The organism is Lysobacter niastensis (assembly GCF_015453285.1).
GTDB lineage: Bacteria > Pseudomonadota > Gammaproteobacteria > Xanthomonadales > Xanthomonadaceae > Lysobacter_J > Lysobacter_J niastensis.
Genome location: NZ_JADLZT010000005.1, coordinates 170,020 through 196,292, shown reverse-complemented (window position 1 = coordinate 196,292; position 26,273 = coordinate 170,020). Strand labels below are relative to the sequence as shown.

Here is a 26,273-nt window from a genome sequence, read left to right as displayed (position 1 = left end):
AACGCACCATTGCGGTGAGGGGATTGTGACAGGGCGATGTCATCCCAATCTGATCGTCGCCGATCCGGGCTCCCCACCCCGGACCTCCCTTCGCCATGGATGTCCCCACCTCCGAAGCGCAGACGCGCCGCGGCTTGGCCTGGCTGACCGGATTCGTCCTGGTCAACACGGCCCTGGCCGTGCTGATCACCGCCAGCAACATCCCCTTCGCCGATACCCGCTGGGAGGGCCATAGCGTCCTGTTCCTGGCGACCGCGCTGCCGGGCCACTTCCTGTTCTTCGGCGCCCTGCTTGCGGTGCCGGCGTTGCTGCTGGGCCGCCTGTTGCGCAGCACGCGCTGGATGATCGCCAGCGCCGTCCTCCTGCAGTCGCTGTGGATCGGCCTGCTGCTGGCCGATGCCAAGGTCTTCGCGCTCTATCGCTTCCACGTCAACGGGATGGTGCTGAACATGTTGTTCGGCGGCGCCCTGCAGGAGCAGGTGGCCTTCTCGCCAGGGATGTGGGGACTGATCGCGCTGGGGGCCGGCCTTCTGCTGACCCTCGAGGTGGCGACTGCCTGGCTATGGTGGCGCGTGCTGACAGGCAGGCCATCGCTTGTCCGCGTCCAGCACGTCTGGTGGGCGGCCGGGCTGATGCTGCTGGTCAGCCAGAGCATGGTCGTCTACTACGACGCCCGCGGCGACCGCTCGGTGATGTCGCAACTGACCTACATTCCCTGGGCCCAGCCGATCACGCTGAAGGCGGCCCTGCGTCGCGCGGGCATCAAGACCGCCAACGCAGCCGACCTGCCGAAAATCGGTGAAGGCGTGTTGCGCTATCCGCGCAAGCCTCTGCAGTGCGCGAAGCCGCCGTCGATGAACGTGCTGGTCGTCGCGGTCGAATCGTTGCGCGAGGACGCGCTGACCCCGGAGACAATGCCCAACACATGGCGCCATGCCCAGCGGGCGCAGTGGTTCGGACATCACTACAGCAGCGGCAATGCGACCCGCTTCGGCCTGTTCGGTCTCATGTACGGACTGCCGGGTGGTTACTGGCACGCCATGCTGGCCGAACAGCGCGGACCGGTGATAATCGACCGGATGCTGGCGACCGGCTACCGGATGCACGTCTATGGCAGCGCGCCGCTGTACAGCCCCGAGTTCGACCGCACCGTGTTCGCCAAGGTCCGCGACCGCATCGTCAACGGCCCGGCCAACCTGCCCAGCGAGGCCCGCGACCGCGTCGTGATCGACCGCCTGCGTGCCGACATCCGCGAGCATCCCGCCGGCCAGCGCTTCTTCGGGTTCGTATTCCTGGATTCGCCGCACGCGCCGTACCACGTGCCACGCGGGTTCGCCTCGCCGTTCCAGCCAATGGCGCAGGACGTGAACTTTCTCAACCTGGGCCCCGACCACGACCCGACGCCCGAGCACAACCGCTACCGCGCCGCGGTGCGCTACAGCGACGGCCTGATCGGCGAACTGCTCTCGACGCTGGAGGAAAGCCCGCTGGGCGACGACACCGTCGTGCTGATCACCGGCGACCACGGTGAGGAGTTCAACGACCTGCACCAGAACTACTGGGGCCACAACGGCAACTTCTCCGACTACCAGTTGCGCACGCCGTTCGTGCTGCTCTGGCCGGGCAAGGCGCCGCAGCGCCACGACCAGGTGACTTCACATGAGGACCTGGTGCCGACGCTGATGCGGCACGCGCTCGGCTGCGAGGGTGACAGTGCCGATTACAGCACCGGCTACGACCTGTTCGGCGAAGCGCCGGCCTCGCGGCCGCTGGTCGTGGAAAGCTGGTCCAAGCGCGGCATCCGCGATGGCGACCGGACCTACCTGTTCGACAACCTGGGCGCGGCCAGCGTCGTGGACCGCGAGTACCGGGTGATCCCGGGCGCCGATGTCTCGCCCGCCGCGGTCAGGAGTTCCTGGGAAATGCTGACGCGGTTCCAGCGTCATTGAGGGATCGGTTTCCCGGCAGGGAACACCGACGTGCCCCACCCCTCTTCCGAGGGAGAGGGGCCTGAAGCTCAGACGGCCTCGCGGACCGCAGTCGCCAGCGCGTCGAGCGTGGACTGCATCAGCGTCGCGTCATCGGCCTCGACAGTGACGCGCACCACCGGCTCGGTGCCGGACGGACGCAGGAAGGCCCGGCCGCGGCCCGCAACGGCCGACTGGGCCTGCGCCAGCGCCGCCTGGACGCTGGCCGCTTCAGCGGGCCGGGCGCCAGCGTCGTAGCGCACGTTGACGGTCTTCTGCGGAACCTTGCGGAAGCCGTCCAGCGCGTGGCGCAGCGAAATGCCACGACGCTTGAGCACTTCCAGGACCTGTAGCGCGCTGACGATGCCGTCTCCGGTGCTGGCCCGGTCCAGGCACAGCAGGTGCCCGGATGCCTCGCCGCCGAGCACGCCGCTGTTGGCGATCAGCTGCTGGTGGACATAGCGGTCGCCGACCTTGGCGCGGATGAAGCCGATGCCGCGCTGCTCGAATGCGCGTTCCAGCGCGTAATTGGTCATCAGCGTGCCGACCACCGGTCCGTGCAGCCGTCCGCTTTCCTGCCAGTCGGTAGCGAGCACGTACAGCAGGTCATCGCCGTCGCAGACGACGCCTTCGCCATCGACGAACAGCACGCGGTCGCCATCGCCGTCGAAGGCGATGCCGAGGTCGGCGTCGGTGGCGCGCACGTGCGCGGCCAGGGTTTCCGGATGGGTCGAACCCACGCCGTCGTTGATGTTCACGCCGTTGGGTTCGACACCAATCGCATCGACGCGCGCACCGAGTTCGTTCAGCACCAGCGGGCCGAGCTGGTAGGTCGCGCCGTTGGCACAATCCATCGCGATGCGCATGCCGCCCAGGTCGAAGCCCTTCGGCACGGACCCCTTGCAGGCCTCGATGTAGCGGCCCAGCGCGTCACGCGTGCGGATGGCCTTGCCGAGCTGCTCGGACGGCACGGTGAAGAACGGTTGCTCCAGCGCAGCTTCAATCGCCAGTTCGGTCTCGTCGTCGAGCTTTTCGCCCTCGGCCGAGAAGAACTTGATGCCGTTGTCGTGGTGCGGGTTGTGCGAGGCGGAGATCACGATGCCGCCATCGGCGCGCATCGAGTGCGTGAGGTGCGCGACGGCCGGCGTCGGCATCGGCCCCATCAGCTGCACGTCGACACCCGCAGCGACCAGGCCGGCCTCGAGCGCAGCCTCGAACATGTAGTTCGAGATGCGCGTGTCCTTGCCGATGATGACCACCGGGTTGCGCCAGTCCCGCCGGGGCAGCGCATGCCCGTAGGCGTTGCCGAGTCGAAGCACGAAATCGGCCGAAATCGGGCCTTCGCCCACGCGGCCACGGATACCGTCGGTACCGAAATACTTGCGGCTCAAGCGTCGCTCCTCAGGAAATGACTTCGGCGTCGTCTTCCGGCTGCGGCTGGTCCATCAGCAACGCAACCAGGTGCGCCAGGCGATCGCGCATCTCGCGACGGTCGCAGATCTGGTCGATCGCGCCGTGCTCCAGCAGGAACTCCGAACGCTGGAAGCCTTCCGGCAGCGTTTCGCGGACGGTCTGCTCGATCACGCGCGGACCGGCGAAGCCGATCAGGGCCTCCGGCTCGGCGAGGTTGAGGTCGCCCAGCATCGCGAACGACGCCGACACACCGCCCGTGGTCGGGTGCGTCATGACCGAAATGAAAGGCAGCCCCCTCGAACGCATGCGGCCCAGCGCAGCGGAGGTCTTGGCCATCTGCATCAGCGAGAACAGGCTCTCCTGCATGCGTGCGCCACCGGTCGCGGTGAAGCAGACCATCGGGCAGCGGAGTTCGACCGCGGTCTCGGCGGCGCGGGCGAAGCGCTCGCCCACGACCGAACCCATCGAGCCGCCCATGAACGCGAAGTCGAACGCGCAGGCGACCAGCGGGCGCTGCTTCAGCGTGCCCTTCATCGCGATCAGCGCGTCGCGCTCGCCCGTGGACTTCTGCGCGGCCTTGATGCGGTCGGCGTAGCGCTTCTGGTCCTTGAACTTGAGCACGTCGGTCGGGCCCAGTTCGGCGGCGATTTCCTGCGTGCTGTTGGCGTCGAACAGCGCGGTCAGGCGCACGCGTGCGCGAATCGGCATGTGGAAGCTGCACTTCGGGCAGACCTCGAGGTTTTCCTCGAGCTCGGGGCGGTACAGCACCGCGCCGCAGCGGTCGCACTTCTCCCACAGACCCTCGGGGACGCTGCGCCGCTTGGCCGCTCCGGTTTCGGTGCGGATACCGGAGGGCATGAGTTTCTTGAGCCAGGACATGCTTTGGGTGTTTCCCGTTCAGGCTTGATCGTTGTGGCCGGTCGGTTCCGGCCGAGCGGGTCAGTTTAGCGCAGGCCGCAGCGTGCGCCGGGCAAGCTACGCCGGGAGCGCATCCAGGGCGGCCCGCAACGGCGCCAGGAAGGCAGCAGCTTCGGCCGCGGGGTCGTCGGCGTCGCCCAGGGCGGACACCAGGGCGCTACCGACCACGACCCCATCGGCTTCGCGCCCCATGGCCGCGGCGCTGGTGGCGTCCTTGATCCCGAAGCCCGCCACCACCGGCACGGGGCTGCGCAAGCGGATCGCATGCAGGTGCTCGCCGGCGGCGTGCGTGTCGAGCCGGTCGGCGCCGGTCACGCCGGCAAAGCTGACGTAGTACAGGTAGCCCTGTGCGCCCTGGCAGAGCGTCGCCAGCCGGGCCTCGCTGGTGGTCGGCGACGCCAGCACGATCAGCGCCAGGCCGTGCGCCGAGAAGGCCGCCCGGAACTCGCCCGCCTCCTCGGGAGGCAGGTCGACCAGCAGCACGCCATCGACTCCGGCCGCCGTGGCCTCCCGGGCGAACTGCTCGGGGCCGCGGATCTCGACCGGGTTGAGGTAGCCCATCAGCACGACCGGCGTGTCGGCGTCGCGCTCACGGAAGCGGCGCACGCTCTCGAATACGAAGGCGAGCCCGGCACCGCGCGCCAGCGCACGCTCGGAGCTTCGCTGGATGACCGGACCGTCGGCCATCGGATCGGAAAACGGCACGCCGAGTTCGATGACGTCGGCACCGGCGCGCACGAGCGCGTGCATCACCGGAACAGTCAACTCCAATGACGGATCTCCAGCGGTGACGAAGGGAACCAGTGCCTTTCGGCCCTGTGCCTTGAGCGCTGCGAAACGGGTGTCGATGCGGTTCATGCGTGCGGAATCCTTCACAGCGACAGGCCTTCGCGCGCGGCGATGGTGTGCACGTCCTTGTCGCCGCGGCCGGACAGGTTGCACAGCACCAGCGCGTCCTTCGGCAGTTCACGTGCCAGTTTGATCGCCTGCGCGATCGCGTGGCTGGACTCCAGTGCCGGCAGGATGCCCTCGGTGCGCGCCAGCGTGTGGAACGCATCGAGTGCTTCGTCGTCGGTGATGCCGAGATACTCGGCGCGGCCCGCGTCCTTCAGGAACGCATGCTCCGGACCGACGCCCGGGTAATCCAGACCCGCGGACACCGAGTGTGTCTCGATGATCTGGCCGTCGTCGTCGCACAGCACGTAGGTGCGGTTGCCATGCAGCACGCCAGGCCGGCCCGCGGCCAACGACGCCGCATGATGGCCGGTGGCGATGCCCTCGCCCGCCGCCTCGGCACCGACGATGCGCACGTCGCGGTCGTTGAGGAAGGCGTGGAAGATGCCGATGGCGTTGCTGCCGCCACCGACGCAGGCGGTCACGGCGTCCGGCAGGCGGCCGTACTCGGCCAGCATCTGCGCGCGCGCCTCGCGCCCGACCACGGCGTTGAAGTCGCGGACCATGCGCGGATACGGGTCGGGACCGGCGACGGTGCCGATGATGTAGAACGTGTCGCGCACGTTGGTGACCCAATCGCGCATCGCCTCGTTCAGCGCGTCCTTCAGCGTCGCCGAGCCGCTGGTGACCGGCACCACGGTCGCACCGAGCAGCTTCATGCGGTAGACGTTGATTTTCTGGCGCTCGATGTCGGTAGCGCCCATGTAGACCACGCATTCCAGGCCCAGGCGTGCGGCGACGGTGGCGCTGGCGACGCCGTGCTGGCCGGCGCCGGTCTCGGCGATGATGCGCGTCTTGCCCATGCGGCTGGCGAGCAATGCCTGGCCGATGGTGTTGTTGATCTTGTGCGCGCCGGTGTGGTTCAGGTCTTCGCGCTTGAGCAGGATGCGCGCGCCGCCGACTTCATCGCTGAGGCGTTGCGCGTGATAGATGGGGCTGGGCCGGCCGACGTAATGCGCCAGGTCGCGATCGAACTCGGCGATGAAGGCCGGATCGACGCGCGCGGCGTCGTAGGCCGCTGCCAGTTCCTCCAGCGGCCCGATCAGGGTTTCGGCGACGAAGCGGCCACCGAAGCGACCGAAATGCCCGGATGCATCCGGGTACGAATGGAAATCGACGATATCTGGGGGAGCCATCAGCGCGAATCGGGTGCGGGGGCGCCGCGACGCGCGGCGTGACCACCAGTGTAAGGCCATCGGCGGCCGGCACCGGTCGGCACCGCCTCCGGCTACTGGTGGCAGTCGGCGCGCCGCACTTCCTCGACGAAGTGGCGCATGCGGTCGCCGTCCTTGACGCCCGGCTCGGTCTCGATGCCGCTGGAAACATCCACGCCCCACGGACGCGTCGCGAGGATGGCGTCGAAGACGTTGTCCGGCGTGATGCCGCCGGCCAGCACGAACGGCTTGTGCAGGTCGAGCGGCACGCGCGACCAGTCGAATGTCTGGCCACTGCCGCCGGAGCCACCCAGCGCGTGGCTGTCGAACAGGAATCCTGCGGCGCCCGGATACTTGAGCTGCAACGCGATCGCCGTCTGCGTGATCGCCTCGCCCATCGGGATCGCCTTCAGGTACGGCACGCCGAAGCTCCGGCAGAACGCGTCGTCCTCGCTGCCGTGGAACTGCAGCATGTTGGGCCGCACGTGGCGCACGACCTCGCGCACCTCGTCCTGCGAGTTGTCCATGAACAGCGCGACGGCATCGACCAGCGGCGCCAGCGCCTCGCGCATGGCCTGGGCCTGTTCGGGTTCGATCCGGCGCGGACTACGAGGGGCGAAGACCAGGCCGACCGCGTCGGCTCCCAGCTCGCCGGCCAGGCGGATGTCGCCCGGACGCGTCATTCCACAGAACTTGATGCGGGTGCGGAACAGGACCCGCCCCTTGGCGACGTTCACAGCGAAACCTCGGCCGGAAGGTCCCATTCTGCCGGATAGCGAGGCCCCAGGAACACCAGCCCGTCCGGCGGAGCCGTGGGTCCGGCGAGGGTGCGATCACGCCCCGCCAGCAGCTCCGCGATCCAGGCTTCCGGCCGCTCGCCGCTGCCCACCATGAGCAGGCTGCCGACGATGTTGCGGACCATGTGGTGCAGGAACGCATTGGCCTGCACCTCGACCTCGACGATCTCGCCGTCCCGCCTGACCACGATTTCCTGCAGTTCGCGGCGGGCATGCGGCGCCTGGCAGTGGACGGTGCGGAAGGCGGAGAAGTCGTTCTCGCCCAGCAGCGCCTGCGCGGCGCGATGCATGGCATCGGCATCGAGCGGCCGCCGCTCCCAGCTCAGGGTTTGCCGCCCCAGTGCCGGACGCACCGCGCGGTTCAGGATGCTGTAGCGGTAACGCCGGGCGCGCGCCGAGAAGCGTGCGTTGAAGTCGGAAGGCACCGGCCGGCACCAGCGCACGCACACCGACGGCGGCAGGCGACTGGTGACGCCCAGCATCCAGCCGCGCGTTTCGCGCACGGCATGGGTGTCGAAGTGCACGACCTGGCAGGAGGCGTGGACGCCGGCATCGGTGCGGCCTGCACAGACGGTCTCGACCGGGTGGCCAGCGACGAAAGACAGCGCCAGCTCGAGCGCACCCTGGATCGTCTCCTCGCCGGGCCGCTCGGATTCTCCGTGCTTGCTCAGGCGTTGCCAGCCCGAGAATTCGCTGCCGTCGTATTCGACGCCCAGCGCATAGCGCCGCGACGGTGGGACGTCCGCGGCGGACTGCTCTTCCATTCCGTCAGTCCAGCTCTTGCAGCATCCGTGCGGCCTGCTGGCGCGCGGTCAGGTCACCGTTGATCACGACGTCGCTGAGCAACTGTCGCGCGCTCTCGTGGTCGCCCAGGTCGAGGTAGGCGCGCGCCAGTTCGAGGCGCTCCTGTCCTGGCTGGACGGCGAACAGCGGTTCCTGGCGGCCGCCCGGGCCCTTCGCCGCCTGATGCCAGGCCGGCGCCTGCGCTTCGACCGCCGCGGCGATCTGCGCACCCTTCACTTCGGGCGAGATCTCTTCCGCTTCGACGACTGCTTCGGCAACGGGCTCGAAAGCCGGCGCCGGGCCGGCCGTGAAGGCATCGGCGATCGAAGGGGTCACGCCGGGCGCGCGGAACACCGGCTTGCTCGGGCGGCGCCTCAGCAGCCAGCCGCCACCGAGGACCAGCAGCAACGCGCCGCCGGCGAGCCACGGCCACATCGCTCCGCCGGCGTCGGCAGCGGCCGGGTGCTGCGATTGCGCCAGGCGCTGCTGCGCTGCCGCCAGCTCGCTGTCCTTCATCGTAATCAGCTGTTGCTGCTGCTTCTGCAGTTGCTCCAGCTCGGCCACGCGGCCCTTGATCTCCTGCAGCTCGGCGTCGCGCGCCGCGAGCGTTTCCTGTGTCTGTTGCAGTTCCTGTCGCAGCATTTCGCCCTCACCACCGGCGTTGATGCCGGACTGTGTACCCGCCTGCGTGGCGCGGCTCGCGCCGGGCGGGACGATTTCCAGACGTGCCTCGGCCGTGCGCGTTGCGGCGGCCTCGGGAGAGGTGGCCACAGGCTTCGCCGAAGGCGTGACGGCACCGCTTGCGGCGGCCCGCGCGCTGGCCGCCGGCTGAGCCATCGGTCGGCGCGCGGCCTGCCATTGCTGGAACTGGCCGTTGACCAGGCGCGAAGCCTGAGCCGCCTCGATGTCGGACAGCTCGTGTCCCGACGGCACGCGCAGCACCGCGCCCTGGCGCAGACGGTTGACGTTGCCGCCGATGAAGGCATCGGGATTCGCGCGCAGCAGCGCGATCATGGTCTGGTCGAGCGTGAACCTGCCCGGCAGATCGACTTCGCTGGCGATCTTCGACAGCGTGTCGCCGGCGCGCACGCGCAATTCATCAGGAGCACCTGCCGGTGCCGCTGCCGGCATCGGCGCCTGAGTGGGCGGCGGCGGTGCAGCCGCAGCCACCGGTGCAGGCGTGGGCGCCGGTTCCGGCGTGGCAGCGATCGCATTGTCTTCGGGACGGTCCGCCGCGGGCGGTTCAGCAGCCTGCGCGACGGGTTCCGGCGCGGCCGGGGCCGCCGGCTCACGCTCGATCGTGTTCGGGGCCGAGACGACGGCCTCTTCGACGGTCGGCTGCAACGGCGCCGATACGGTGCGCGGCGTATCCAGCAGCGCGGAATACTCGCGCACCAGCCTGCCCTGCCCCCAATCGACCGAGACCAGGAAGGTCAGCAGCGGCTCGGTGACGGGCTGCTGGCTGGTGACACGGATCACCGGGTGGCCGGTCGAATCCAGCGCCGAGGAGAACTGCAGGTCGGCGACGACACCGGTCGGCACCTGCAGGCCAATGCGGGCGAAGGTGTCCGGCGACGCGAGCTCGGCCTGGAGGTTCTCCAGTTCGGCTGGATCGCCCGAAATGATGGGAATCTCGGCCAGGAATGGCTGGCCGATCCTGGAACGGACCTCGATCTGCCCCAGACCGAGCGCCGCGGCGGAGCCGCTGGCCAGTGCCAGCGCCAATGCCAATGCAGTACGCGCGTATCGCTTCACAGCCGGTCCCGATCGTGTTCCCCGGCGGCGACTCTAGCCGTCGCCGGGGTTGGGGCGCAATGCGGACGGCGCCGTATTGCGCCTGGACGCCTGGATTCAGGCGTTGTCGCGCTCGGCCAGCACCAGCTCCGCCAGCTGCACGGCGTTCAATGCCGCGCCCTTGCGGATGTTGTCGGAGACGATCCACAGGTTGACCGCGCGCGGGTGCGAGAAGTCGTCGCGGATACGGCCGACATAGACCGGATCGTTGCCCGAGGCATGCGTCACCGGGGTCGGATAGCCGCCGGCCTTGGGTTCGTCGACGACCTCCACGCCCGGTGCGGTCGACAGCAGGTCGCGCACCTGGGCCGCGGTGATCTTCTCGCGGGTTTCGACGTTGACCGCCTCGGAGTGGCCGTAGAACACCGGCACGCGCACCGCGGTGGGATTCACCTGGATGCTCTCGTCGCCGAGGATCTTGCGGGTCTCCCAGACCAGCTTCATCTCTTCCTTGGTGTAGCCGTTGTCCTGGAAGTCGTCGATGTGCGGGATCAGGTTGAAGGCGATCTGCACCGGGAAGCGCTTCGGGTCAGGATCCTGGAAGTTGAGGATGCCCGCGGTCTGGCGGCCGAGTTCCTCCAGCGCCGAACGTCCGCCGCCCGAGACCGACTGGTAGGTCGCCACGTTGATGCGCTCGATGCCGGCCTGGCGATGGATCGGGGCCAGCGCGACCAGCATCTGCATGGTCGAGCAGTTCGGGTTGGCGATGATGCCGCGCGGGCGGTTCTTCACCTGCTCCGGATTGACCTCCGACACCACCAGCGGCACGTCGTCGTCGTAGCGGAACGCCGAGGAGTTGTCGATCACGACCGCACCGGCCGCGGCGAACTTCGGCGCGTACTCCTTGGAAATGCTGCCGCCGGCCGAGAACAGCGCGATGTCCACGCCGCTCGGATCGAACGTGGCCAGGTTCTCCACGACCAGTTTTTTCGCGCCGAACTCGATTTTCTCGCCGGCCGAGCGCTCGCTCGCCAGCACGTGCAAGGTGCCAATGGGGAATTTGCGCTCGGCGAGGATCTTCAACATGGTCTCGCCGACCGCGCCGGTTGCACCGACGATGGCTACGTTGCAGGAGTTCTTGGCGTTCATTGGTCCTTTTGGGTCCTGGTTGGTGGGGGTCCTGGTTTCAGGAGCCGCCGGAACCGTTCCGGCGGGTGTTGCGAAGCGGTGGAGTTGGAATTATCGGGCAATCGGGGCCTGTTGGGCGTCCTGGCCTTATTCCGATTTGGGGGGCACGAACGAGTGGACCGCGGTTTCAGCGCTTTCGTTTCAGCATGTCGGCATTGACCGGCGTCGGCGGTACTCCGGCATCCGGCCCAAAGCCCAGCGCCGCGATCAGGTTGTCCACGGCCAGCGAAACCATCGCGCGGCGGGTGGCGAGGCTGCCGCTGGCGATATGCGGCGTCAGCACGACATTGCGCAGCGCCAGCAATCGCGGATTCACCGCCGGCTCACCCTCGAACACGTCGAGCCCGGCGGCGGCCAGACGCCCGCCTTGCAGTGCGTCGGCCAGCGCGTCCTCGTCGACGATGCCGCCTCGGGCGATGTTGATGAGCGTCGCCGAGGGCTTCATCTTCGCCAGAGCCGCCGCGCCGATCAGGTGGTGCACCTGCGGTGAATAGGGCAGCACCAGCACCAGGTGATCGGACTGGGCCAGCAGTCCGTCGAAATCCACCCAGGAGGCGCGACACTCGCGCTCGACCGCTTCCGGTACGCGGCTGCGGTTGTGGTAGAGCACGCGCATGTTGAATCCGGCGGCGCGCCTGGCGATGCCTTGTCCGATGCGCCCCATGCCGAGGATGCCGAGGGTGGTGCCGTGCACGTCGCCGCCGAGCATCGTGTCGAAGCTCCAGCGCTGCCATTCCCCGTCGCGCAGCCAGCGTTCGGCCTCGGTGATGCGGCGTGCCGCCGCCATCATCAGCGCGAAACCGAAATCGGCGGTGGTTTCGGTCAGCACGTCGGGGGTGTTGGTGACCAGGATGCCGGCCGCACTCATCGCCGCGACGTCCAGGTTGTTGTAGCCGACCGCGACGTTGGCGATCGCGCGCAGTCGCGGAGCACCGGAAATCTCGGCCGCGCCGATCGGATCGTTGAGCGTCACCAGCGCGCCGTCGGCATCGCGCAGCGCGGCCGCGATCGCTGCAGGCGCGTGTTGCGTGACCTCGCCGGTGGCCGTGACGTCGAAGTGCTCGTGCAACCGACCGACGATGTCGGCGAACAGCGGCTGCGAGACCCAGACGCGCGGCCGTGTGTTTTCCACCTTCATGTCACTTGATCCATTTGCGGCGATCCATGGCGAAACGTCATGGCTCCGGAGAGTCCTGCCCGGCCATCCATGGCCGGGTGTTCGCCGGGACTGCGCGGCAGTGCCGCGCAAATCCCGTCCTGGCTCACCCAGGAATTCGCGGCGTCACCGTCCCGACGTCGCCGCACTGGGCACGGTGGCGCAGCGCCTGGTCCATCAGCACCAGCGCGACCATCGCTTCGCAGATCGGCGTCGCTCGGATGCCGACGCAGGGGTCGTGGCGTCCGGTCGTGACGACCTCGACCACGTTGCCCTCGACGTCGAGGCTGTCGACCGGCAGGCGCAAGCTGGACGTCGGCTTGAAGGCGACCGAGCAGCGCAGCGGCTGGCCGGTACTGATGCCGCCGAGGATGCCGCCGGCATGGTTGGAGGCGAAGCCATCCGGCGCCATGTGGTCGCGGTGCTGGCTGCCCTTCTGCGCCACCACGTTGAAGCCGTCACCGATCTCGACGCCCTTCACCGCGTTGATGCTCATCAGCGCGGCAGCGAGTTCGCCGTCGAGCTTGCCGTAGATCGGCTCGCCCCAGCCCGGCGGCAAGCCGGTCGCGATCACGTCCACGCGCGCGCCGACCGAATCGCCGGACTTGCGCAGCGCGTCCATGTACAGCTCCAGTTCGGTGACCTGGCGCGCATCGGGCCAGAAGAATGGATTGTCCTCGGTCACCAACAGGTCGATGCCGTGCGGAACGATCTCGCCGATCTGCGACAGGTAGCCCTGCACGCGCACACCGAAGCGGTCACCGAGCCATTTCTTGGCGATCACGCCGGCGGCGACGCGCATCGTCGTCTCGCGCGCCGAGGAGCGTCCGCCGCCACGCGGGTCGCGTATGCCGTACTTCTGCCAGTAGGTGTAGTCGGCATGCCCCGGGCGGAACTGCGCGGCGATGTTCGCGTAGTCCTTGCTGCGCTGGTCGGTGTTGCGGATCAGCAGCGCGATCGGCGTGCCAGTGGTCATGCCCTCGTACACGCCACTGAGGATCTCGACCTCGTCGGCCTCGTGGCGCTGCGAGGTGTGGCGCGTGCGGCCGGTGGCGCGGCGCCCCAGGTCGTGGCGGAAGTCTTCGGCTGCGATGGCGATGCCCGGCGGGCAACCGTCGATCACGCAGCCGATCGCCGGACCGTGGCTTTCGCCAAAGGTCGTCACCGAGAACAGTTTGCCGAAGGTGTTGCTGGACACGTGCCCGACCTGCGTCGCGGAAAGCACGAACTGTAGCAACCGGATTTGGTTGCTGCTGGAACCTCCCTCCTTTCCCCGTCCTCTCCGCAATGGGATGGGGCAAGCCGCGAAGCCGCGCCGCGGCGCTCGCCTACCAGTCCGGATCGCGCCGGGGCACCATCGCGTTGAGCGCGGCCAGCAACATCTGCGGCTGATGCAGCGACAGCAGCAGATGCGGGCCGTCGCGTTCGGGCAGCCAAAGCACGCGCTGGCGCTCGGTCAGCAGGTAGAAGCCCTTGCCCCACTGGCGCGTGTGGAACCAGCCGGTCTGGTAGCCGGGCAGCGAAGCGCCGAGGGTCTTGCGGCCGGGCAGCAGTTCCGCCTGCCGCTCCAGGTCGAGGATGCGCGCACGCTCGAGTTCGAAGGCGCTGACCGGGATGCGTCGCGTGTTGAGCCCGGCGCGGACCACCAGCATGCCCGCCTCGATCGCGACCGATCGCCGCCATTGCAGCAGGCATAGCGCGACCAGTGCGAACGCCGCGCCGGCCGTGGCGACCCACAATGCAGGAGCGAACATGCGGCCCTGCCCGGACTGCGCCAGTGCGACCGACAGGCCCGAGGCCGCGAGTGCGGCGGCGAAAGCGGCCACGATCTTCCATGTTGCCGGTGGCGGCGCCACGACGGCATAGCTGTGGCTGTTGGCTCGCTGTTCGGCCATCGCGACGGTCCAATGATTCCCCGTCGCGATTGTGGCCGCTGGTCGATCGCGGATGGCCGGCGAAGGCGCCGTTCTGCGAGCCGCTTGGCGGTGCGTGATGACCGCCATCACGGTCGCGGCTCTTTGCACCTGCCGGGACGCGATTCCCGCCCCGGCGTGTACGGAGATCTCAGCCTCGCGCGTCAGCCAGTGCCTTGATCCGCGCGTGATGCTCGACCAGGTCGGAACGCTCGACCACGAAGATGCCCATCTGGCCAACCTTGAACTCCACCCATGCCATCGGCAGCTCCGGCAGCAGTTCCACCAGCGCCTTCTCGGCTTCGCCGACTTCGCAGATCAGCAGGCCGTGTTCGCTCAGGTGCGCAGGTGCGTCGCGCAGGATCTTCAGCGCCAGGTCGAGGCCGTCGTCGCCGGCACGCAGGCCGAGCTCGGGCTCGTACGAATATTCCTTCGGCAGCGCATCGGTCTCGTCGTTGGTGACGTAGGGCGGATTGGTGACGATCAGGTCGTACACCTGGCCGCCGAGATCGTTGAACAGGTCCGACTTGCGCAGCGTGACGTTGTCGGCGTGCAGGCGCGCCTTGTTCTCCTGGGCGAGCGACAGCGCGTCGTCGTTGATGTCGACGCCGTCCACTTCCCAGTGCGGGTGGTAGTGCGCGGTGGCGATCGCGATGCAGCCCGAGCCGGTGCACAGGTCGAGCACGCGTTCGACGTCGCGGCCGCCCAGCCACGGCTCGAAGCCGGTCGTGATCAGCTCGGCGATAGGCGAACGCGGCACCAGCGCACGACGGTCGCTCTTGAAGCTGAGGCCGGCGAACCAGGCCTCGCCGGTCAGGTACGCGGCCGGGACGCGCTCGGCGATGCGGCGCTCGAACAGCGCCAGCACCTTGGCCTTCTCGGCGGCGGTGACGCGCGAGTTGCCGTAGACCGGGCTCAGGTCGTGCGGCAGGTGCAGCGCGTGCAGCACGAGCTGGGTGGCCTCGTCGAGCGCGTTGTCGTAGCTGTGCCCGAAGGTCAGGCCGGCCTCGTTGAAGCGGCTGCCGCCGTAGCGGATCAGGTCGATGATCGAGACCTGCTCAAAATGGACCGGATCGGCAGTCATGTCGGGGCCTTGCGCTGGGGGTCGGCGATTATACCGGCCGCAGCCCGGTATCATGCCCGCGCCTTCGGCCCTCCCAGCCGTGCCATTTCGCCGGAACCGCCATGTTCAACCGCACCACGGTCTACATCCTCATCGCCGCCCTCGCCGCGGCGCTCGGCCTGTGGGCCGCGCAGCACTTCTTCAGCCCTGCCGCCGAGTCCGCCCAGCCGCAGACCAAGGTCGTGCGACTGTTCCAGCCGCCGCGCCAGCTGCCGGCGTTCTCGCTGCGCCAGTCCGACGGCACGCCGCTGGTGCCGGGCGAGCTGAAGGGCCATTGGACCCTGGTGTTCCTCGGCTTCACCCATTGCCCGGACGTCTGCCCGACCACGCTGGCCGAGATGGCCAAGGCGCAGAAGCAGTGGGCCGCGCTGCCCGAAGCGGTGCGGCCGCGCGTGCTGTTCGTCTCCGTCGATCCCGAGCGCGACACGCCGGACCGCATCGGCGAGTACGCCCACGCCTTCCACAAGGACACCCTGGCCGCCACCGCCGACGTGCCGGCCCTGGAGACCTTCGCCCGCTCGCTGAGCATGGTCTTCGCCAAGGTGCCGCCGCCGGAAGGCGCTCCGGCCGACCAGTACAGCGTCGACCACAGCGCCTCGATGGCCGTGCTCGACCCGCAGGGACGCATGGCCGGCATCGTCCAGCCGCCGCTCGACCCGCTGGCGATCGCCGCCGACATGACCGCGCTGACGCAGGCCGCGACGCGCTGAACCCCGCCGCTTCGCGACGTACCTGCGAACCAAGCAAGAAGAATCCATGAGCCTGATCACCGCCCTCACCTACGCCGTCCCGCACCGCCTGCTGTCGTCGATGGCGCGCACGCTGGCCTATTCGCATTCGCCGCTGGTCAAGCAGTGGCTGATCGACACGGTCACCCGCAAGTTCGGCGTCAACCTCAGCGAAGCCGCCGAGCCCGACCCGACCGCCTATCCGACTTTCAATGCGTTCTTCACCCGCGCACTGAAGCCCGGCGCGCGCGTGCCCGATCCGGATCCGCGCGTGCTGCTGATGCCGGCCGACGGTCGCATCAGCCAGTGCGGCGCGATCGAGAACGGCCGCATCTTCCAGGCCAAGGGCCAGTCGTTCACCGCGACCGAACTGCTCGGCGACGAAGCCGCGGCCGAGCCGTTCCGCAACGGCCTGTTCGCCACCGTCTACCTGTCGCCGAAGGACTACCACCGCGTGCACATGCCGTGGACCGGCACGCTGCGCGAGACCGTGCACGTGCCCGGCCGTCTCTTCAGCGTCGGCCCGGCAGCGGTGCGCCACGTGCCGGGCCTGTTCGCGCGCAACGAACGGCTGGTCTGCCACTTCGACACCGACTTCGGCCCGATGGCGATGGTGATGGTCGGCGCGATGCTGGTCTCCGGCGTGGAAACCGTGTGGAGCGGCGTCGAAATCCCGCAGTACGGCGATGCCATCAACGTCAAGGACTACCGCAGCGGCGGCAAGACGCTGCAGCGCTTCGCCGAGATGGCGCGCTTCAACTACGGCTCGACCGTGATCGTCCTGCTGCCGCCGGGCGTGGCCACGTTGAACCCCGCGCTGCAGGCCGAAAGCCCGGTCACGCTGGGCCAGGCGCTGGCGCGGCTGACCTGAGTCGGTAAACATGCAGCCACAAAAAAGCCCCGCATCGCGGGGCTTTTTTGCATCTGCACGTTGGACCTCAGCCCTCGCAGCCGGTCAGCTTGAGCTTCTGCCCCGGGCGGATCGCGAAGCGCGGTGCCTTCAGCTTGTTCGCCTTGGCCAGGTCGCCGGTGTCGCACTGGAACTTGCGCGCGATCGCGGTCAGCGTCTCGCCGCGCTGTACGGTGTACGAGGTGGGCTTGGCCGGCTTGGATTTCGCCTTGGACACTGACGGGCTCGTCGTCACCGCACCCGCCGCGCCGACGCCGCCGCCTTCGATCTCTGCGTCTTCCGCCGGCAGCGGGGTCACCGGGCCGGTGCGAACGATCGCCGAACTGGCATTGCTGCGCACCAGGGTGCTGGCCAGTTCCGCGCGCTGACCCTGCAGGCACCAGCGGTTGTACAGGCCGACCATGCGGGTGGTCGCGCTGAGCGTGGTGCCGGCCGGCAGCCAGCTTTCGGCCTGATAGCGCGGGTTGAGGTTGCGCAGCGCGCGCATGTAGCCATCACGCGTGCCACCGTTGCCCATGCAGATGGTGAGTTCGTAGATCGAGCTCGGCCTGCTAAGCCTGAGCAGCGCCGGCTTCGCGTCGACCTTCGGGAAGGTCAGGCCGTACTCCTTGGGATGCAGGAACAGCCACGCCGCGGCGATCACCATCGGCACGTAGTCGCGGGTCTCCGCCGGGAACTGGTTGTAGACCGATTCGTCCCAGAAGTTGCGGCCGCCGGTGCTGTTGTAGACGCGCTGCGCGCGGCCTTCGCCGCCGTTGTAGGCGGCCAGCGACAGCTCGATGCTCTGGTTGAGCTGGCCCAGGCGCTCGTTGAAGTACTCCGCCGCCGCCTGCGCCGAAGAGCGCGGGTCGTAGCGCGTGTCGAAGCCGGTAGCGTCGGGGCCGATGCCGAAGCGTCTGCCGGTGGCGTACATGAACTGCAGCGGGCCGGCGGCACCGGCGCGCGAGGTCGCATGCACCTTGCCGTTGGATTCCTTCGCCATCACGCCGAACAGCAGCGCTTCCGGCAGCCCGGCGCGCTCGAACTGCGGCCACATGAGCTGGCGCATGTACTGGTAGTTCTCGTACGTGTCGATCAGCGGGCCGCGCATGTCGGTCAGCCAGCGACGGATGCCGGCCTGCACGGCCGGGTTGTACTGGACCATCTTCACGAAGCGCTGGCCGTCGGCGCTCAGCAGCGCGGCGGCGCGCGCGGCCTCGGGCACGTCGGCGGCAAGCGAGGCACCGTCGTCGGCACCATCGTCCGGCGTTTCCTCACCCGCCGCGGCGTCGGCGTTCTGCTTGAGCAGGCGCTTGTAGGCGGTGAGCATCGTGGTCGGCGAGCAGCCCTTCTGCTTCGCGCAGGCGGCCATCACGTCTTCCATGTCCTCCAGCGCGCCATCGACGTCGGCATTGCCGGCGGGATCGGCATTGGCGATCTTGACCATCGCATCGCGATAGCGCGCCTCTGCCGCCTGCATCTGCTGGTTGAGGGCTTCGACCGCCGCCTGGTCGCGCTTGGAAAGCGCAAGGGCGTCTGGAGCGACGACGAGGCCGAGCGCGAGCAGCGCGACGGAGGCACGGACGATGGTTGGCATGGCAACTGCATGAAACAGGGGGAACCGGCAGAGTAGCCGCCCCGCGCAAAGCCGGGCAAGCACGATTTGCGCCAACGTGGGGGGGCGCGCATTCATGGTTCAGCGTGGCTGCCCTCGATGTTTCGCCAGTGAAACACGCCATGGCAGCGCCATCGAAACAGTGACTAGCCAAAGCCCGACAGCGTTCCGGTTCGCGCATAGAATCGGGCCAGTTCATCTGGAAAGTCGCCCGACATGGAACCCACGCAAGCCATCCTCCTCGGCAAGGCCGTGACCACCCCGGATTCGCTCCCGGAGAGCCACGGACAGGTCTTCCTGCTGCCCAGGTTCGGCAACCGGCACGGCCTGGTGGCCGGCGCCACCGGCACCGGCAAGACCGTCACCCTGATGACGATCGCCGAGGGGTTCTCGCGGCAAGGGGTGCCGGTGTTCCTGGCCGACGTGAAGGGCGACGTCGCCGGCCTGGCGGTGGCAGGCAGCGCCAGCGACAAGCTGCAGGCGCGCGTCGCCGAGATCGGCATCGCCGATTACCGGCAGGAAGCCAACCCGGTGCTGTTCTGGGACCTGTTCGGCAAGCTCGGCCACCCGGTGCGCACCACCGTCAGCGAGATGGGCCCGACGCTGCTCTCGCGCGTGCTGGAGCTCAACGACACCCAGTCCGGCGTGCTCGACATCGTCTTCAAGCTCGCCGACGACCGCGGCCTGCTGCTGCTCGACCTGGAAGACCTGCGCGCCCTGCTCGCGCTCGTCGCCGCGGAGCGCAAGGACATCTCCACGTCCTACGGCCTGGTCAGCACGCAATCGATCGGCGCGATCCAGCGTGCGCTGCTGCGGCTGGAACAGGAAGGCGGCGAGATGTTCTTCGGCGAACCCGCGCTGGAACTCGCCGACCTGATGCGCACGACCACCGACGGGCGCGGCGTGATCAGCATCCTCGCGTCCGACCAGCTGATCCTGAAGCCGCGTCTGTATTCGAGCTTCCTGCTGTGGCTGCTGTCGGAGCTGTTCGAGAACCTGCCGGAGGTCGGCGACCTCGAAAAGCCGAAGCTGGTGTTCGTGTTCGACGAAGCGCACCTGCTATTCGACGATGCGCCGGCGGCGCTGCAGCAGCGCGTCGAACAGGTGGTGCGCCTGATCCGCTCCAAGGGCGTGGGCGTGTATTTCTGCTCGCAATTCCCCGACGACGTGCCCGACGACATCCTCGGCCAGCTCGGCAACCGCGTGCAGCACGCGCTGCGTGCCTTCACCCCGCGCGACCAGAAGGCGGTGAAGACCGCGGCCGAAACCTTCGTGCCGAATCCGGCGCTCGACGTCGCCCAGGCGATCTCCAAGCTCGGCACCGGCGAGGCGCTGGTCTCCACGCTGCAGGACAAAGGCGTGCCGATGCCGGTGGAGAAGACGCTGGTCGCGCCGCCGCGCTGCCGGATGGGTGCGATCACCGAGGCCGAGCGTGCGCAGGTGCGCGCCGGCAGCGCGGTCGGCGGCAAGTACGACCAGCGCATCGATCGCGACTCGGCCGCCGAACTGCTGGCGAAGAAAGCCGAGGCTTCCGCCGAACAGGCCAAGGCACCGCCGGCGCGCACCCGCGAACAGGACGAGGCCGAAGACAGCGGTTTCGGGCAGTCGGTGAAGGACGCCGTGTTCGGCACGAGCCGCCGCCAGGGCATGGTCGAGGCGATGGCCAAGCAGACCGCGCGCACCGTGGGCAGCCGCATCGGCCAGCAGATCGTGCGCGGACTGCTGGGCAGCATCTTCGGCGGCCGGCGCTGATCGGGAGACACATCGAATGAACCGGAAGCTTCTCGTCCTCTTCGTCAGCTTGACCACGCTGACCTCGGCCTGTCAGCCACAGCCGGAACCGCCTGCAGCATCCGCACCGGAACCCGCGTCACCAACGGTTTCGACGACGACGGAAGTGGCGCCAGCGGCGGCTGCGCCAGCGCCCGCCAACGCCAGCGACGCACGCGCCTTTGCCGGCCGCTTCAGCGGCGGCGGCACGACCGTCGAACTGCGCGGCGACGGCACGTTCCGCCTGCAGGAAGCGGGCGCCGGGTTCGACGGCACCTGGACCGCCGAGGAGAACGGCACGCGCGTTCGCCTCGACCCCAACAGCAAGTCCGAAGCCGACCGGCTCTATGCCGTGGCCGGCACCGATCTCCAACCGCTCGACGCCGAAGGCAAGGCAGCCTCCGCGAGCGCCACGCTGCACCGCGAAGCCGCTCGCTAGGCAGTACCGCTGACCGCCCGCAACGTCGTGGCGCGTTGTTCCAAGCGCGCGCCAGGACCAGGGGCCTCCGTGCAGCGTGTCGACGCCGCGACCGGGGACGCCGACGCGCCTCCCTGGCCCCGGCCGTCGCGCCGCGCAGCGGCGCTCTGGAGACCGTCATGTCCCGCTTCCCCCTGCTGCTTTCCGTCGCCTGCGCGATGGCGATGGCCCTGCCCGCCCCGGCGCCCGCCCAGGAAAAGGTCCCGCACGTCATCGTGGCGATCTACCACATCGCCCCGGGCAAGCAACTTGAGTTCCTGAAATGGATGGCCGCCCGCGAAGCGATCGATCGCGAGGCCGGCGTCGGCGCGACGCAGTGGTATGCCCACATGAACGGCGACAGCTGGGATTACGTCGCCATCTCGCCGGACATCGATGACGCCACGTCCGACAAGCTCGACGAGATGGCGCGCAAGAAGGGACTCAAGATCGGCGCCCCGGCAGGCTTGGAGTTCCGCCAGATGGTCGCCTCGCACACCGACACGATGGCCGCCGGCCCGCTGACGGCATCGCAGATGGTGGACCGCGCGACCAAGCCCTGAGCGGCGGTCGTGCGCAGGGCTGGCCCGTCATTCCCGGATGGGCTGTCCACTGCTGACTGCTGTAGAGGGAACGCCCGCTGCAGCAGCCTGCGAGGGCAGCCCCGCCGGGCGCATTGGCTGTTCGAGCTCCATGCACCGAGCAATTTGCTCCACGCGCCGGGCAATTTGCCCGGTCGATGGTGAACTTCTCACCGCGCCGGCGACGGTCGAACCTCGGATCTGTGCCTTATTGCTCCGACGATGGAGCAAAAAGCTCTGCCGCCCGAGCTCCGAGCCCGGAACGCCGGGCTGCCCTGCTCCAGTGACGGCGCACGCTGCTCGACGCGCCGACCTCAATCACCCGCGAGTGGAGCTCGGAGCTCCGTGAGGGGGCGAACCGGGAACGCACCTAAACGCATCAAAGATCGGAATGCTCGAAGCAGGAGTGAGCTGCCGGCGCGTGCCAACGCATAGGACACCATGGAAGAGATAGCTGCGTAAGCGATCCAGATGCTGAACTCCTGCCACCCCCAGATATCCCGAAGAGGCACGTCCGTCGGGACCTTGAGGACTTTGAAACTGCTTATCAGAAGCACCCCAAAGACCGCTCCATACACTTTTTTCCTCTTCAGCTCTTCGGCTTTCCTGCCACCTGCTCGCGCGCCTTCTTCCGCGCCTGTTCCATCTGCATCGTCAGCTTGTAGGCGCAGTAGTACTTGTAGATGTTGCGGACGTAAGTCGTGGTCTCGATGCCGATCTTCTCGGCGGTGACGATCTCGACGTTGTTGAACCACTTGTCCGGGTTGAGGCCGCGCGCCTTCGCCTCGCGGCGCATCTTCGCGATGTTGCCTGGGCCGGCGTTGTAGCTGGCGAAAGCGAACAACGGCCGCACCTCCTCGCTGAACTTCGCATCCTTGAAGTAGCGGGTCATCAGCTGGTCCATGTACTTGGCGCCGGCGTGGATGTTGGGCTCGACCTCGCGGATGTCGCCAACCTTCAGCTCCTTGCCCGTGGCGGGCATCACCTGCATCACGCCTACCGCGCCGACGTGGCTCTTGGCGTCCTGGCGCAGGCGCGATTCCTGGTAACCCTGCGCGGCCAGCATGATCGGGTCGAAGTCGTACTCCGAGCCGTACTTGCGGAACAGCGCGATCACCTGCTGGAAGTGCTCCCAATCGTCACCCCCGGTGTTGTTGCTGATCTGGCGGATGTTCTTGTGGTACTGCGCCAGGCGATAGTCGATCACACCCTGCTTCTTCGCGTAGTTCTGATAGAAGTCGGTGATGGCGGCCGCCAGCTGCGGACTCTCCTTGCGGATCGCCCAGCCGATGTAACCGCCCTCGCGCAGCGCCATGTCCTCGTGCACCTGGATCTTCGGCAACACCTGCGCCCACAGCTTCGCCTTCCAGTCGTCGACGACCACGTATTCGAGCAGCCCGGCGTTGAGCATCTCGAGGATGTCCTCGTCCTCCAGCGCATCCGGCAACGGCACGATCTGGATTGCCGGCTTGCCACGGGCGACCAGGCGGTCGCTCAGCAGCCGCACGCTCTCGTTGTAGCTGGTGGCCGGCCGCACGTGCACGCGTTTGCCGGCCAGCCCATCGAGATTGCTGATCGGGGGCGACGCCGGCCCGGTGATCAACAGTTCACGCACCGGTTTGCGATCGCGCGGGGCGACGAAGTCGACTGTCTTCAGGCGCGCATCGGTCACGGTCAGGTTGCCCGCGGCGATGTCGCCGAGTCCTGCCGCGAGGTCCGGCAGCAGCCGGTCGCGCGTGGTCGGAATCAGGTAGATCGTGATCGGGCGCTTGCCCAGCTGCTTGGCCAGCTTCTGGTTGAGGTACTTCTCGAAGTCGCGGACCAGTTCGGCGCTCAGGCCACGCTCGCGCCCCCTGTCGGTGAAGTACAGCGTGCGGCTATAGGGCACCAGCGCGCGGATCATCCTGCGCTCGACCATCGCGTCGAAGTCGCCGGTCCAGTGTTTGACTTCGAGGCTGAGCTGCCGTGCCCGCTCTTCGGCCACCGGCGCCCCGATCGCCGCAGGTGCCTCGGGCCCGGCGACTGGCGCCGCCGCGGCAGGAGCCGTTTCACCAGCCCCGACGGCCGGTGGCTCAGTCGTTGCCACCGCAGGCGCGGTCGCTGTCTCGGACGCAGGCGCGGCAGCTGGCGATGAAGCCGGGGCCTGCGCGGCCGGTGTCGTGGTGTCGGTCCGGTTGCACGCGGGCGCCCAGACAAGCGACGCGGCGATCAGCGCGACGAAGAACAAGCGGTGTGGTCTGGACATGAATGCCTCCGTCACCGGCGCGACCAGCGTTGGTCCATGTGCCGACGCGACGCTTGAGCCGCGGCGGCGTGTCTGCGATAACGACGACCCGTCCCTGGCTGTCGCACCGCAATGTCCCGTTGGCGTCCGCCGCCCGAAAAGAGCACCGCCCTCATCACGCGCACGGGCCACGACCGGCTCAAGGCCGAACTGGACGACCTCTGGCGCGTGAAGCGCCCGGAAGTGGTCAAGGCGCTGGCGGCCGCCGCGGCCGAAGGCGACCGCTCCGAGAACGCCGAATACACGTACCGCAAGAAGCAACTCGCCGAGATCGACCGGCGCGTGCGCTACCTCAGCAAGCGCGTGCCCGCGCTACGCGTGGTCGAAACCGCGCCCAGCGATCCGGAGGCCGTGTTCTTCGGCGCCCGCGTGGAGATCGAGAACGCCGCCTCCGGCGAATCGCAGCGTTACCGCATCGTCGGTCCCGACGAAACCGACGCCAGGGCCGGCTGGATCAGCATCGACTCGCCATTGGCGCGGGCGATGCTGAAGAAGCGCATCGACGACGAGTTCGACGCGACCCTGCCGGGCGGCGTGGTCCGTTTCGTGATCGTCGACATCCAATACGGCAACGACGACAGCCGCTGATCCTGTTGCTTCCTGGAGCGGCGCGATCCGGCACCGCTCCCGCTATGTCCTGCCTACGGGTGGGCCAGGTGGTCCCACTTCGCGTAGCGCTTGGCATACATCGCGTAGACGTAGCCCAGTACCGCGCCGAACGCCATGTGCGAGACGATCGTGGCCCAGTGGCGTGCCTCGGCGAACCACGGGAACAGGTACGTGAACCCGTAGAAGTTCACCACGTACACAGCCAGTCCGAACGCCGCACCGAGCATCGTGTCGGTCATCCTCGAGCGCCCCTTCGCGATGAACGCGAAGACCAGCGCGTAGAGCAGCGACAGCGCGAAGTGGATGATTGTGGCGGCGATCAGGGCACCGGTGTCGAAGGTGTTGGGTGGCAACAGTGCACTGGTGCCCATCGTGATGGCGGCGATCATCCGCACCGGGACCCAACTGCTCAGGCCCATGAACAAGGGCGCGAAGATCAGCTCCAGCACCAGGAACACGACACCTGCGGCCAGTCCTGCGTACATGACCGCCTTGCCCGAGATGTGCGAGCCGGGGACGGTGAAGTGGAAGTTGTGGAAGCGGTCGGCAACGCTGTTAGGCATAAGCCCTCCTCGCGCGACGACCGCGACGACCGGGCGCGTTACCCGATCTCGTATCGATCAGCGCGTCGCGCGCATTGATGACACCATGCGGCGCGTTACCTTTCCGTATAGGCCGACTTGCTGCACCGGCCGCATCTGGGTCCTGGGCATCCGCGCGGCCGCACCAAGACCGTGCTGGCCTTCGTCAGCGGCAGGCGCCGCCATGCGCCACGCAAAGGGAGAAGGAAAGCCAGGACTTATCCCTCTCCCCTGTGGGAGAGGGACGACCGCGAAAAGCGGCCAGGGAGACGGGGGCTCAGTCGTCGAACGCGACTTCGCCGAACAGATCGTGCTCGTCGCTGCCCATGATCTCGACGTCGACGAACTCGCCCGGCTTGAGACCGGCTTCGAAGCCATTCTGGATCTGCACCAGGCCGTCGATCTCCGGCGCGTCGTACATCGAGCGTGCGATCGCCAACTCGCCATCGAGCGCATCGACCAGGCAGCGCTGGGTCGTGCCGACCTTGGCCTCGAGTTTGGCCGCGGAAATCTCCGCTTGGCGCTCCATGAAGCGCGCCAGGCGCTCCTGCTTGACCTCTTCCGGCACCGGGTCCGGCAGCGCGTTGGCGGTGGCGCCTTCGACCGGCGAATAGGCGAACGCGCCGACGCGATCGAGCTGCGCTTCGTCGAGGAAGTCGAGCAGTTCCTCGAACTCCGCCTCGGTCTCGCCGGGGAAGCCGACGATGAAGGTCGAGCGGATCGTGATGTCGGGCGCGATCGAGCGCCAGCGCTGGATGCGTTCCAGCGTCTTGTCGACCGCGCCCGGGCGCTTCATCAGCTTCAGCACGCGCGGGCTGGCGTGCTGGAACGGGATGTCCAGGTACGGCAGCAGCTTCGGCATGCCGTGGGCGCCCTTCTCCGCCATCAGCGGGATGATCTCGTCGACATGCGGATACGGGTAGACGTAGTGCAGGCGCGACCAGATGCCGAGCTCGGACAGGCCTTCGCAAAGCGCCTTCATGCGCGTCTGGTAGGACTTGCCGCGCCATTCGCGCTCGGCGTACCTGACGTCGACGCCGTAGGCAGAGGTGTCCTGCGAGATCACCAGCAGTTCCTTGACGCCGCCCATCGCGAGCTTCTCGGCCTCGCGCAGCACCTCGTCGACCGGACGGCTGACCAGGTCGCCGCGCATCGACGGGATGATGCAGAAGCTGCAGCGGTGATTGCAGCCTTCGGAAATCTTCAGGTAGGCGTAGTGCTTGGGCGTCAGCTTGATGCCGGTGTCGGGCACCAGGTCCAGGAACGGATCGTGCTTCGGCGGCAGCGCCGCATGCACGGCACTCATCACGCTGCCGTAGTCCTGCGGGCCGCTGATAGACAGCACGCCGGGATGCGCCTCGCGGATCTGCTCGGGCTTCTTGCCCAGGCAGCCGGTGACGATGACCTTGCCGTTCTCGGCAATGGCTTCGCCGATCGCGTCGAGCGATTCGGTCACCGCCGAATCGATGAAGCCGCAGGTGTTGACCACCACCACGTCGGCGTCGTCGTAGCTCTGGACGATGTCGTAGCCCTCCACGCGCAACTGGGTGAGGATGCGTTCGGAATCGACCAGGGCCTTCGGGCAACCGAGGCTGACGAAACCGACTTTGGGATTGGCAACGGACATGTAACGGACCAGACGCGGAGGGAAACTCCCGG

The 26,273-nt window shown here is 68.1% G+C and carries 23 protein-coding genes; 7 read left to right on the top strand and 16 right to left on the bottom strand.

The window, feature by feature from the left end:
• The first annotated feature begins 95 nt into the window (after positions 1-95).
• Positions 96-1,949 carry a DUF3413 domain-containing protein gene (locus IU514_RS10135; protein ID WP_194930997.1) on the top strand — a complete coding sequence of 618 codons (1,854 nt, stop codon included), beginning with the start codon at positions 96-98 and terminating at the stop codon, positions 1,947-1,949.
• Between the two features lie 68 nt (positions 1,950-2,017).
• Here IU514_RS10135 and glmM read toward each other — a convergent pair whose 3' ends face one another.
• The 12 genes from glmM to prmB form a co-directional block, all read right to left on the bottom strand.
• Positions 2,018-3,358: a phosphoglucosamine mutase gene (gene glmM / locus IU514_RS10130; protein ID WP_194930996.1), complete on the bottom strand. Its 1,341-nt coding sequence runs from the start codon at positions 3,356-3,358 to the stop codon at positions 2,018-2,020.
• A gap of 10 nt (positions 3,359-3,368) precedes the next feature.
• The gene (gene accD, locus IU514_RS10125; protein ID WP_194930995.1) at positions 3,369-4,259 is read right to left on the bottom strand and encodes an acetyl-CoA carboxylase, carboxyltransferase subunit beta; all 891 of its coding nucleotides are present in this window, start codon (positions 4,257-4,259) and stop codon (positions 3,369-3,371) included.
• 96 nt (positions 4,260-4,355) lie between these two features.
• A complete protein-coding gene (trpA, locus tag IU514_RS10120; RefSeq protein ID WP_194930994.1) occupies positions 4,356-5,156 on the bottom strand; it encodes a tryptophan synthase subunit alpha in 801 nt (266 codons plus the stop codon).
• A 14-nt stretch (positions 5,157-5,170) separates the two neighbouring features.
• Positions 5,171-6,388 (bottom strand): tryptophan synthase subunit beta, encoded by a 1,218-nt coding sequence (gene trpB / locus IU514_RS10115; RefSeq protein ID WP_194930993.1) that lies wholly within the window; start codon positions 6,386-6,388, stop codon positions 5,171-5,173.
• A gap of 92 nt (positions 6,389-6,480) precedes the next feature.
• Positions 6,481-7,143 carry a phosphoribosylanthranilate isomerase gene (locus IU514_RS10110; protein WP_324187812.1) on the bottom strand — a complete coding sequence of 221 codons (663 nt, stop codon included), beginning with the start codon at positions 7,141-7,143 and terminating at the stop codon, positions 6,481-6,483.
• Positions 7,140-7,967: a tRNA pseudouridine(38-40) synthase TruA gene (truA, locus tag IU514_RS10105; protein WP_194930991.1), complete on the bottom strand. Its 828-nt coding sequence runs from the start codon at positions 7,965-7,967 to the stop codon at positions 7,140-7,142. Before truA ends, IU514_RS10110 begins: the two co-directional genes overlap by 4 nt.
• 4 nt (positions 7,968-7,971) lie before the next feature.
• Positions 7,972-9,741: a motility hub landmark protein FimV gene (locus IU514_RS10100; protein ID WP_194930990.1), complete on the bottom strand. Its 1,770-nt coding sequence runs from the start codon at positions 9,739-9,741 to the stop codon at positions 7,972-7,974.
• A 96-nt stretch (positions 9,742-9,837) separates the two neighbouring features.
• Positions 9,838-10,869, bottom strand: coding sequence for an aspartate-semialdehyde dehydrogenase (locus IU514_RS10095; RefSeq protein WP_194930989.1), 1,032 nt, complete (start codon positions 10,867-10,869; stop codon positions 9,838-9,840).
• A gap of 166 nt (positions 10,870-11,035) precedes the next feature.
• On the bottom strand, positions 11,036-12,046 hold the full coding sequence (locus tag IU514_RS10090; protein WP_228760629.1) for a 2-hydroxyacid dehydrogenase: 1,011 nt from the start codon (positions 12,044-12,046) through the stop codon (positions 11,036-11,038).
• A 124-nt stretch (positions 12,047-12,170) separates the two neighbouring features.
• Positions 12,171-13,262, bottom strand: a complete 1,092-nt coding sequence (gene aroC / locus IU514_RS10085) for a chorismate synthase (RefSeq protein ID WP_194930988.1) — start codon at positions 13,260-13,262, stop codon at positions 12,171-12,173.
• A gap of 130 nt (positions 13,263-13,392) precedes the next feature.
• Positions 13,393-13,959 carry a PH domain-containing protein gene (locus IU514_RS10080; protein ID WP_194930987.1) on the bottom strand — a complete coding sequence of 189 codons (567 nt, stop codon included), beginning with the start codon at positions 13,957-13,959 and terminating at the stop codon, positions 13,393-13,395.
• A 169-nt stretch (positions 13,960-14,128) separates the two neighbouring features.
• Positions 14,129-15,061, bottom strand: a complete 933-nt coding sequence (prmB, locus tag IU514_RS10075) for a 50S ribosomal protein L3 N(5)-glutamine methyltransferase (protein WP_194930986.1) — start codon at positions 15,059-15,061, stop codon at positions 14,129-14,131.
• Between the two features lie 101 nt (positions 15,062-15,162).
• Here prmB and IU514_RS10070 point away from each other — a divergent pair, with 101 nt between their 5' ends.
• Complete coding sequence (locus IU514_RS10070; protein ID WP_194930985.1) at positions 15,163-15,810, top strand: SCO family protein; 648 nt, start codon at positions 15,163-15,165, stop codon at positions 15,808-15,810.
• A gap of 46 nt (positions 15,811-15,856) precedes the next feature.
• Entirely contained in the window at positions 15,857-16,699 is an 843-nt protein-coding gene (gene asd / locus IU514_RS10065) for an archaetidylserine decarboxylase (protein ID WP_194930984.1), read from the top strand.
• 67 nt (positions 16,700-16,766) lie between these two features.
• Here asd and IU514_RS10060 read toward each other — a convergent pair whose 3' ends face one another.
• Positions 16,767-18,314, bottom strand: a complete 1,548-nt coding sequence (locus IU514_RS10060) for a transglycosylase SLT domain-containing protein (protein WP_194930983.1) — start codon at positions 18,312-18,314, stop codon at positions 16,767-16,769.
• 234 nt (positions 18,315-18,548) lie between these two features.
• Between IU514_RS10060 and IU514_RS10055 the strand changes: the two genes are divergently transcribed.
• The 3 genes from IU514_RS10055 (at position 18,549) to IU514_RS10045 (ending at position 21,122) form a co-directional block, all read left to right on the top strand.
• The gene (locus tag IU514_RS10055) at positions 18,549-20,084 is read left to right on the top strand and encodes a helicase HerA-like domain-containing protein (protein WP_194930982.1); all 1,536 of its coding nucleotides are present in this window, start codon (positions 18,549-18,551) and stop codon (positions 20,082-20,084) included.
• A gap of 16 nt (positions 20,085-20,100) precedes the next feature.
• Positions 20,101-20,541 carry a copper resistance protein NlpE N-terminal domain-containing protein gene (locus IU514_RS10050; RefSeq protein WP_194930981.1) on the top strand — a complete coding sequence of 147 codons (441 nt, stop codon included), beginning with the start codon at positions 20,101-20,103 and terminating at the stop codon, positions 20,539-20,541.
• 158 nt (positions 20,542-20,699) lie between these two features.
• Complete coding sequence (locus tag IU514_RS10045) at positions 20,700-21,122, top strand: hypothetical protein (protein WP_194930980.1); 423 nt, start codon at positions 20,700-20,702, stop codon at positions 21,120-21,122.
• A gap of 607 nt (positions 21,123-21,729) precedes the next feature.
• Here IU514_RS10045 and IU514_RS10040 read toward each other — a convergent pair.
• The gene (locus IU514_RS10040) at positions 21,730-23,385 is read right to left on the bottom strand and encodes an MltF family protein (protein ID WP_194930979.1); all 1,656 of its coding nucleotides are present in this window, start codon (positions 23,383-23,385) and stop codon (positions 21,730-21,732) included.
• Between the two features lie 111 nt (positions 23,386-23,496).
• Between IU514_RS10040 and greB the strand changes: the two genes are divergently transcribed.
• Positions 23,497-24,012, top strand: a complete 516-nt coding sequence (greB, locus tag IU514_RS10035) for a transcription elongation factor GreB (protein WP_194930978.1) — start codon at positions 23,497-23,499, stop codon at positions 24,010-24,012.
• Positions 24,013-24,065: 53 nt separating this feature from the next.
• Here greB and IU514_RS10030 read toward each other — a convergent pair whose 3' ends face one another.
• Together IU514_RS10030 and rimO are read right to left on the bottom strand one after the other, a co-directional pair.
• Positions 24,066-24,596, bottom strand: a complete 531-nt coding sequence (locus tag IU514_RS10030) for a DUF6789 family protein (protein WP_194930977.1) — start codon at positions 24,594-24,596, stop codon at positions 24,066-24,068.
• Positions 24,597-24,891: 295 nt separating this feature from the next.
• Positions 24,892-26,241, bottom strand: a complete 1,350-nt coding sequence (gene rimO, locus IU514_RS10025) for a 30S ribosomal protein S12 methylthiotransferase RimO (protein ID WP_194930976.1) — start codon at positions 26,239-26,241, stop codon at positions 24,892-24,894.
• Positions 26,242-26,273: the final 32 nt, after the last annotated feature.

What these genes read in the sequence shown, in the direction of transcription:
- IU514_RS10060 (WP_194930983.1), bottom strand. Translation starts at nt 18,314, where the DNA reads ATGCCAACCATCGTCCGTGCCTCCGTCGCGCTGCTCGCGCTCGGCCTC.
- IU514_RS10135 (WP_194930997.1), top strand. Translation starts at nt 96, where the DNA reads ATGGATGTCCCCACCTCCGAAGCGCAGACGCGCCGCGGCTTGGCCTGG.
- IU514_RS10045 (WP_194930980.1), top strand. Translation starts at nt 20,700, where the DNA reads ATGTCCCGCTTCCCCCTGCTGCTTTCCGTCGCCTGCGCGATGGCGATG.
- rimO (WP_194930976.1), bottom strand. Translation starts at nt 26,241, where the DNA reads ATGTCCGTTGCCAATCCCAAAGTCGGTTTCGTCAGCCTCGGTTGCCCG.
- trpA (WP_194930994.1), bottom strand. Translation starts at nt 5,156, where the DNA reads ATGAACCGCATCGACACCCGTTTCGCAGCGCTCAAGGCACAGGGCCGA.
- prmB (WP_194930986.1), bottom strand. Translation starts at nt 15,061, where the DNA reads ATGACTGCCGATCCGGTCCATTTTGAGCAGGTCTCGATCATCGACCTG.
- IU514_RS10095 (WP_194930989.1), bottom strand. Translation starts at nt 10,869, where the DNA reads ATGAACGCCAAGAACTCCTGCAACGTAGCCATCGTCGGTGCAACCGGC.
- IU514_RS10040 (WP_194930979.1), bottom strand. Translation starts at nt 23,385, where the DNA reads ATGTCCAGACCACACCGCTTGTTCTTCGTCGCGCTGATCGCCGCGTCG.
- asd (WP_194930984.1), top strand. Translation starts at nt 15,857, where the DNA reads ATGAGCCTGATCACCGCCCTCACCTACGCCGTCCCGCACCGCCTGCTG.
- IU514_RS10050 (WP_194930981.1), top strand. Translation starts at nt 20,101, where the DNA reads ATGAACCGGAAGCTTCTCGTCCTCTTCGTCAGCTTGACCACGCTGACC.
- IU514_RS10090 (WP_228760629.1), bottom strand. Translation starts at nt 12,046, where the DNA reads ATGAAGGTGGAAAACACACGGCCGCGCGTCTGGGTCTCGCAGCCGCTG.
- IU514_RS10055 (WP_194930982.1), top strand. Translation starts at nt 18,549, where the DNA reads ATGGAACCCACGCAAGCCATCCTCCTCGGCAAGGCCGTGACCACCCCG.
- trpB (WP_194930993.1), bottom strand. Translation starts at nt 6,388, where the DNA reads ATGGCTCCCCCAGATATCGTCGATTTCCATTCGTACCCGGATGCATCC.
- greB (WP_194930978.1), top strand. Translation starts at nt 23,497, where the DNA reads ATGTCCCGTTGGCGTCCGCCGCCCGAAAAGAGCACCGCCCTCATCACG.
- IU514_RS10080 (WP_194930987.1), bottom strand. Translation starts at nt 13,959, where the DNA reads ATGGCCGAACAGCGAGCCAACAGCCACAGCTATGCCGTCGTGGCGCCG.
- IU514_RS10030 (WP_194930977.1), bottom strand. Translation starts at nt 24,596, where the DNA reads ATGCCTAACAGCGTTGCCGACCGCTTCCACAACTTCCACTTCACCGTC.
- truA (WP_194930991.1), bottom strand. Translation starts at nt 7,967, where the DNA reads ATGGAAGAGCAGTCCGCCGCGGACGTCCCACCGTCGCGGCGCTATGCG.
- IU514_RS10070 (WP_194930985.1), top strand. Translation starts at nt 15,163, where the DNA reads ATGTTCAACCGCACCACGGTCTACATCCTCATCGCCGCCCTCGCCGCG.
- accD (WP_194930995.1), bottom strand. Translation starts at nt 4,259, where the DNA reads ATGTCCTGGCTCAAGAAACTCATGCCCTCCGGTATCCGCACCGAAACC.